This is a genomic window from Bacillus sp. AFS001701, from assembly GCF_002559405.1.
Lineage (GTDB): Bacteria > Bacillota > Bacilli > Bacillales > Bacillaceae_G > Gottfriedia.
The window spans coordinates 1-6,510 of record NZ_NTZO01000113.1 but is presented as its reverse complement, the minus strand read 5'-3'; the positions used below and the strand labels follow the sequence as shown (position 1 = coordinate 6,510).

Here is a 6,510-nt window from a genome sequence, read left to right as displayed (position 1 = left end):
ATTTTACCATTTAAATTTAATTTAATTAAAAATAAAATACGGTACGTGAAATTACCACGAATTTCAAATACATTTTAATATTTGTATTGTTCGTATTCATTTTGAAATAAATTGTTCAAAGAATAACATATTAAACTAACCAAAATCTCGTTAAAATAATCGAAGTAGAAATCTAATTTTGTTATGGCTGATTGATTATGATCTTTCATACTCACATATTGAAATTACGTAACATTACAAGTTTTAAGGAGATTTAATTATGCAATTTGTTACAATACTCACCCTATTCTTATGTACCTTCTTCCCAATCTTACATATGATCAATGCACTACCAATCTTTTATCATCGTAAGAAACGAAAAAAAAACATCATACGAACTAATAAAAGCATCAGCATACTCATCCCATGCTTTAACGAAGAAAGCATTATTGAAACAGCTATTAAAGGTATTAATAGATTAGATTACTCAGCAAAAGAAGTTATTTATATTAACGATGGCTCTCAAGATGAAACCATGAAAATTTTACATAAACTTCTTCGTCTAACACCGGAAGAGCGAAAAATATCAAATCAGTTAAAGAGTAATAAAATCAAAAACTTTTATAAATCGACTATTTACCCAAATGTTTATGTAATAGACAAGGTAAATGGTGGAAAACATGACGCCTTAAACGCTGGAATCGAATACTCTAAAAATGAATTAGTCGTAACTTTAGATGCAGATAGTATTCTTGCAAACGACGCATTGGATGTCCTGAATGAAGTTTTCCAAGATCAAGATGTATTAGCAGCAGGAGGAATGGTGCATCCCCTTCAAGGTGTTCAATTTAATCAAAAAAATATCGATCGTACTTTAAAGGTAAATCATGTCATTCGATTTCAAATTTTTGAATTCATAAAAGGATTCTATATTAATAGAGTTTCTCTTGCGAAATTCGATGCACTCTCCGTTATTTCCGGAGCATTCGGGGTTTTTAATAGAGAAATTTTATTTAAAGTTGGTGGATATAGAAAGACTTTAGGAGAAGATATCGACATTACATTAAAATTTCAACAATACATTTTAAAAAATCCTGGCAAGAGAATGGTGTTCGTCCCAAATGCTGTCTGTTATACGGAGTGTCCAGAAACCTGGAAGGATTTATTTAAGCAAAGGATTCGTTGGCAAAAGGCATTTATTGATTGTGTCATTTATTATTTTCCACTGCTTATAAAGACCTTTTTATTTCGCACTGTTTCTTTCTTTATGTTAATTGATTCTTTTATTTTAGGTACAGTTGCTATCTATTTTACGCTTTTTAATTTTGGCTATATGTTGTTTACAAATATAGGACATGCTCAAAATCTACTATTATTCTATCTGCTTGGAGTTGTATCTTTAAATTTTATTTATAGTCTATTTGCTATGTATTTGGCTAATTATTATGGCGTTAAATTCAAAGGCAAAGAAAAGATCAGATTAACGGTTACAATTATTTTAGACTTATTTGTCTATCGTTTTGTAACATTATTTTTTGTACTATTTGGAACTATTTCCTATTTTATAAACCGAAATGATTGGAACAAAGTTTCACGATCCGGGAGAATTTATGAGTTAGAAAAGGATAAAGGAATGAAGAACGTTGGATAAAAAACTAGTTATCGTATATGCTGTTCTAATTTCATCATTTTTGATAGCATATCCGTTTATGAAAAGTAGTGCATCTTATTTGTCAGAGCCTAAACCACAAAATAATTTGCTGCAAACTAATTGTAAAAATTTGCAAAGTAAAGTTCAAACACCACAAGAAACTCAAAAAAACCAAAATAAAGCTAACATTATTTTTACAATGGATGACGGATGGGAAACGCAATTTACGAAAGGTTTTAAAATCCTAAAAGATAATGATGTAAAAGGAAGTATTGCTGTCATTCCTTCTAAAATAGGTACTGAAGGATATATGTCATTACGTCAATTAAATACTTTATATCGTTCTGGTTGGGATTTGATGAATCATACAAATACTCATCGACATTTAGCAAGTTTAACAAAACAAGAGCAAAAAAGTGAATTAAACGATGCACGTGAATGGCTTGATCAACACTGTTTTACAAGAGCAAGTAATATCGCTGTTTATCCATATGGGTCTTTTAATCAAGATACTTTGAATACCTTGCAGGAAGGACATTATCGAAGTGCTCGTACTATTAGGGATGGAATACAAACAAATAATATCAAAAAATATGAAGTTCGTACGATTAATTTACTTCCTAGTACCGACATTTCATGGGTTAAAGATCAAATTGACTTAGCAATAAAGACGAAACAATCAATTGTATTTACTAACCATCGATTTGATAAAAAAGCTGATAAAGCTCAAATGAATTTTGATCCAAAAAAGTATAAAACGATTGTTAATTATGCCGTAAATAAAAAAGATGAATTAAACATTTTGACATATTCTGAATGGTTAGATTTAAAAGAGATTAATTGACATTATACATTATTAATTTAAGCTGCTTTGGCAGCTTTTTTTCTACCAAAATAATATGGAGAGTGAAGGGTTAATTAACTTACTTACCTCCCACTCTCCTATTATTTAATCCTTAAATGAAATTAACTTACTTGAATATCAGATTGATTCATTTCAGATTTATCTATTTTTGATTTATTTATTACAAACTGGATGACTATACAAACTATAAGAACACCTAATAAAATTGCAGATGCGATTTGAGTTCCGTTCTCTAATCCTAATCCGCCTTTTTCTTGAGGTTTAATTAGGAAATCTCCAAATGTTGCTCCAAATGGTCGTGTCAGAACGAACGCTAGCCAAAATAAAAATACTCTATTTAAATTTGTAAACCAGTATGCGAAAAGAATTAATAATATTAGTCCACCAGTAAGCATTGCACCTTGAGCGATAGTTAATCCTAACCCTTGTTCGAGGTAACTTCCTCCACTTGCTAATGTACCTACCCCTTCAGATTTATGAGATAAAAAATCACCTGCTACAGTCCCTAATGTATTAGAAACAAGAATAGCAATCCAATATAAAACCTCTACCCTTTTCGTCGCATATTTTTCACATTTAACGTTGGCTCTGTAAAATACCAAAAAATAAAAATGATAGCAAGTAAACTTATTAGAATTAATGAGCCTTTCATATAGCCTAATCCTAATGAACGATCCATATAATCCGAAAAAGCTGTACCTGCAAGACTAGTAGATAGAATAACAGTCCAATAGACAGTTGATACATATCTCTTTACAAACCTTACCTCTAACTTAAAATTATTAATAGATTTTTACTGATTATTCAAAAGAAAATAATTCAAAGTCCATCCAGCAATTCCACCAACAATTTCCAAATCTTATAGGGGCAATCCATTAGTTATGATAATATCTTAGCCATATAATACTCATCAAAGCTATTTCCTTCAATTATCAAGGAATTTATTTTTGTTCCTTCGATTTGATAGCCCATCTTTTTATATAAACCTACTGCTGCTTCATTCTGTTTTACAACAGTTAATTCTAATCGGAATATACTATGATTAATTGCCCATTTTTCTAATACTTGAAAAAATTTTGTCCCAATTCCCTTACCAGTAAATACCTCTAAAATCCCAATGACAAGATAGACTGAATGTTTTTTCCTTTTTGCGGTACTACCAATTGCAAACGCATAACCGACTAACTTCCCAGAAGTTTCTTCCGCAACAAATATTGTCGAATTTGGGGATTTTTCAATCACTTCTATCTGTTTTCGTTGTTTTTCAGTTGTTGTATTCCTTTCCCCAGCTCCATAAAGCATGAAATCTGCCTGGTTTTCAATATCTATAATTAGTTTTGCAAAATTTTCTGCATCTTCTAGTTTGATTTCTCTAATGTTCACTATTTTCCCACCTTATGTATTTTTTTCTTCATAATTTAAAAGATTTAAATGGTTCTCGTATAGGCTACGAATAGCACTTTAATATTCGATGTGGAGGCATTGAATCCCTTTATTTTCAATGTACTCCAACATACCATATTATGATTAAGATTTTTGGTCGAGACTCATGTAAAAAAGGAGCCGATCATCCGACTCCTTTGAAATTTCATAATAATTTTTAAAAAATAATCTATTATTTATAAATTTTAAACTTATATCGTTTTATAGAGGAATTTACCTAATGCCTCCACAATTAGATTATGATCTTCTTCTTGTGCTAACCCTGAAACAGTAATGACACCAATTACGCCCGATTCTTCAATTTTAATAGGAAATGCCCCACCATGTGCAGCAAACTCAGACGGACTGGCTGAATAAAATTCATTATATGATCTTTTTTTCATCTCATTGTAAAGTCTCATATAATAAGAGCTGCAATGATGACGGAGAACAATATTAGATTTTCGCTTGATCCATAAATCTTGGTCTGGTGATGTATGATCCATTGCATAATGGAAGACGCTTTGACCGTTTTTCAAACTATTTATAGCAACTGGTTTATCAAACTCTTTAGCTGCTTCAATAATTAACAAACCAATTTCTAAAGCATTTTTATTTGAAAAACTTTTAAAGATTAGCTATTCTTCTTGTTTCCTTACCTCTTCAAGTTTTTGTTGAATCGTTTTCTCTTCCATACAATCTCCAATTTATAGATAGATTACTTTCTTTTCTTCACTACTTTTAAGTGCTGCTTCAATGATATTAATAACAGATAAGCCTTCTATACCTGTAACGGGAGCATTGGAACCATTTAAAATACTTTCAGCAATTTTCTTGTAATATGTTGTATACGAACCTGGTATTGTTTCAATCGTTTCTTCCATTTCTTTTTCGCCTTCAACAGTATAGAGCTTTCCATAGAATTGTGGTTCATCCGTTCCCCATGTTTGTTCAGTAGGTTTTTTACCTTCTTTTAGTGCAGATTCTTGTCCATCTATTCCATACTTTATAAAGCTCCCATTGTTTCCATGAACTTGAAAACGCGGTCCGTTTCTTGGGATGATAGAACCAGAATGTAAGATTACACGTAGTTTGTCATATCCTAAGATGATATGGAAATAATCATCTGTTTCTGCATTTTCTCTTTGTGCAAATACATCCGCTGAGATGAATTGAGGTTGTCCAAAAAGGCTTAAAGCTTGATCAATTAAATGCGAACCTAAATCATATAACATGCCAGAACCAGGACCTTGCTTTTCTCTCCATCGATTTCTTACTTCTGGTCTATATCGGTCAAAATGAACTTGATATGTATTGATTTCTCCTAATACACCTTCATTTATTAACTTTTTAACTGTTAAAAAGTCATTATCCCATCTTCTATTATGATAAACGCTTAGTACTCGATTCTTTTCTTCAGCAATCTTGATTAGCTCTTCTGCTTCCCATGTTTCCACGACCATCGGTTTTTCTAAAATGACATGTTTACCAGCTTCTAAACTTTGTTTTGCCATTTCATAATGCATACCACTTGGCGTAGTAATGACAACTAAGTCAATTAATTCATCTTTTAATACCTCATCTAAATTACTTACTACCTCTACATCTCCTAAATCTCTTTGGACAGCTTCCTTTTTTGAACTAACAACTTTTGTTAATTCAAATTCTTTTAGCACACTAATAAATGGTGCATGGAACGTAGCTCCTGAAAAACCATATCCAACTAAACCAACCTTAATTTTTTTCATCCGAAATCCTCTCACTTTCCTCTTCTTCTAAACTAATTAAATGAATATTAAATTCGATTATTTTTCTTTCAAATTCTTCTTCTGGATTTTTGTCAGTAATAATGATGTCTATCCCCTTAATATCACATACCTTGTGCAGAAAAACTTTTTCAAACTTTGTATGATCTGCCAATAAAACTACTTGTTTAGCACAACTGATCATTTTTTTCTTTAAAAAGGCTTCCTCTTCATCAGGTGAAGTTATTCCGTCTGCGCTAATTCCACAAGCACCAAGAAATAGCTGATCAACTTTGTAGTCATTAAGTGTCTCAATTGTCCTAGGTCCGACTAAATTTCTATTTTTTCGATTAAATTTTCCTGGTAGCATAAAGGTTTGAATTTCTTCAAACTCACCTAATAAATCTACTATATCAATTGAATTTGTAATCACATTAACTTGTTTACCTGACATAAATTTTGACATGAGTGCACAAGTTGAGGATGTATCCATCAATAAGTCACTCGTTTCGCGAATAAGTAATGATGCTCTTTGCGCAATTTTCTCTTTGCCTTCAGTGGCATTTCGTTCTTTATAATCTGTTAAATTTTGATTAGATGTTGGTAGAGTTGCTCCACCCTTTATTCGGATAATTTCCCCGCGTTCTTCAAGTTTGACAAGATCTCTTCTTGCTGTATCCTTTGAAACGCTAAGCATCGTACATATTTCTTCTAAAGTAATCTCATTATTTGAAGCCAAATACTTTATGATCAAAGCTAATCTTTGTTCTTGATACATCATTTAGAGCCCCTTTGTCTATTCCCTTAAGATTGAATTCTAAAGCTATTATATATAATTAATTTAAGTA

Annotated in this window: 8 protein-coding genes; 2 read left to right on the top strand and 6 right to left on the bottom strand. The window is 31.3% G+C overall.

Translation table 11 applies throughout. From position 1 onward, the window contains the following. The first annotated feature begins 259 nt into the window (after positions 1-259). Together CN514_RS09730 and CN514_RS09725 are read left to right on the top strand one after the other, a co-directional pair. Positions 260-1,630, top strand: a complete 1,371-nt coding sequence (locus CN514_RS09730) for a glycosyltransferase family 2 protein (RefSeq protein ID WP_098232404.1) — start codon at positions 260-262, stop codon at positions 1,628-1,630. Continuing rightward, entirely contained in the window at positions 1,623-2,474 is an 852-nt protein-coding gene (locus CN514_RS09725; RefSeq protein WP_098232403.1) for a polysaccharide deacetylase family protein, read from the top strand. The genes CN514_RS09730 and CN514_RS09725 overlap by 8 nt, the downstream gene beginning before the upstream one ends. Positions 2,475-2,596: 122 nt before the next feature. Here CN514_RS09725 and CN514_RS09720 read toward each other — a convergent pair whose 3' ends face one another. The 6 genes from CN514_RS09720 to CN514_RS09700 all read right to left on the bottom strand — a co-directional run bounded on the left by CN514_RS09720 (position 2,597) and on the right by CN514_RS09700 (position 6,443). After that, entirely contained in the window at positions 2,597-3,097 is a 501-nt protein-coding gene (locus CN514_RS09720) for a COG4705 family protein (protein ID WP_286141624.1), read from the bottom strand. Further along, positions 3,043-3,174 (bottom strand): hypothetical protein, encoded by a 132-nt coding sequence (locus CN514_RS26445; protein WP_286141623.1) that lies wholly within the window; start codon positions 3,172-3,174, stop codon positions 3,043-3,045. The genes CN514_RS09720 and CN514_RS26445 overlap by 55 nt, the downstream gene beginning before the upstream one ends. Before the next feature lie 200 nt (positions 3,175-3,374). Next, complete coding sequence (locus CN514_RS09715; protein WP_098232402.1) at positions 3,375-3,878, bottom strand: GNAT family N-acetyltransferase; 504 nt, start codon at positions 3,876-3,878, stop codon at positions 3,375-3,377. Positions 3,879-4,129: 251 nt separating this feature from the next. Further along, positions 4,130-4,552: a heme-degrading domain-containing protein gene (locus tag CN514_RS09710; protein WP_286141625.1), complete on the bottom strand. Its 423-nt coding sequence runs from the start codon at positions 4,550-4,552 to the stop codon at positions 4,130-4,132. Positions 4,553-4,624: 72 nt separating this feature from the next. Then, positions 4,625-5,665: an oxidoreductase gene (locus CN514_RS09705; RefSeq protein WP_098232401.1), complete on the bottom strand. Its 1,041-nt coding sequence runs from the start codon at positions 5,663-5,665 to the stop codon at positions 4,625-4,627. Then, positions 5,652-6,443 (bottom strand): DeoR/GlpR family DNA-binding transcription regulator, encoded by a 792-nt coding sequence (locus CN514_RS09700; RefSeq protein WP_286141622.1) that lies wholly within the window; start codon positions 6,441-6,443, stop codon positions 5,652-5,654. The genes CN514_RS09705 and CN514_RS09700 overlap by 14 nt, the downstream gene beginning before the upstream one ends. Between the last annotated feature and the right edge of the window lie 67 nt (positions 6,444-6,510).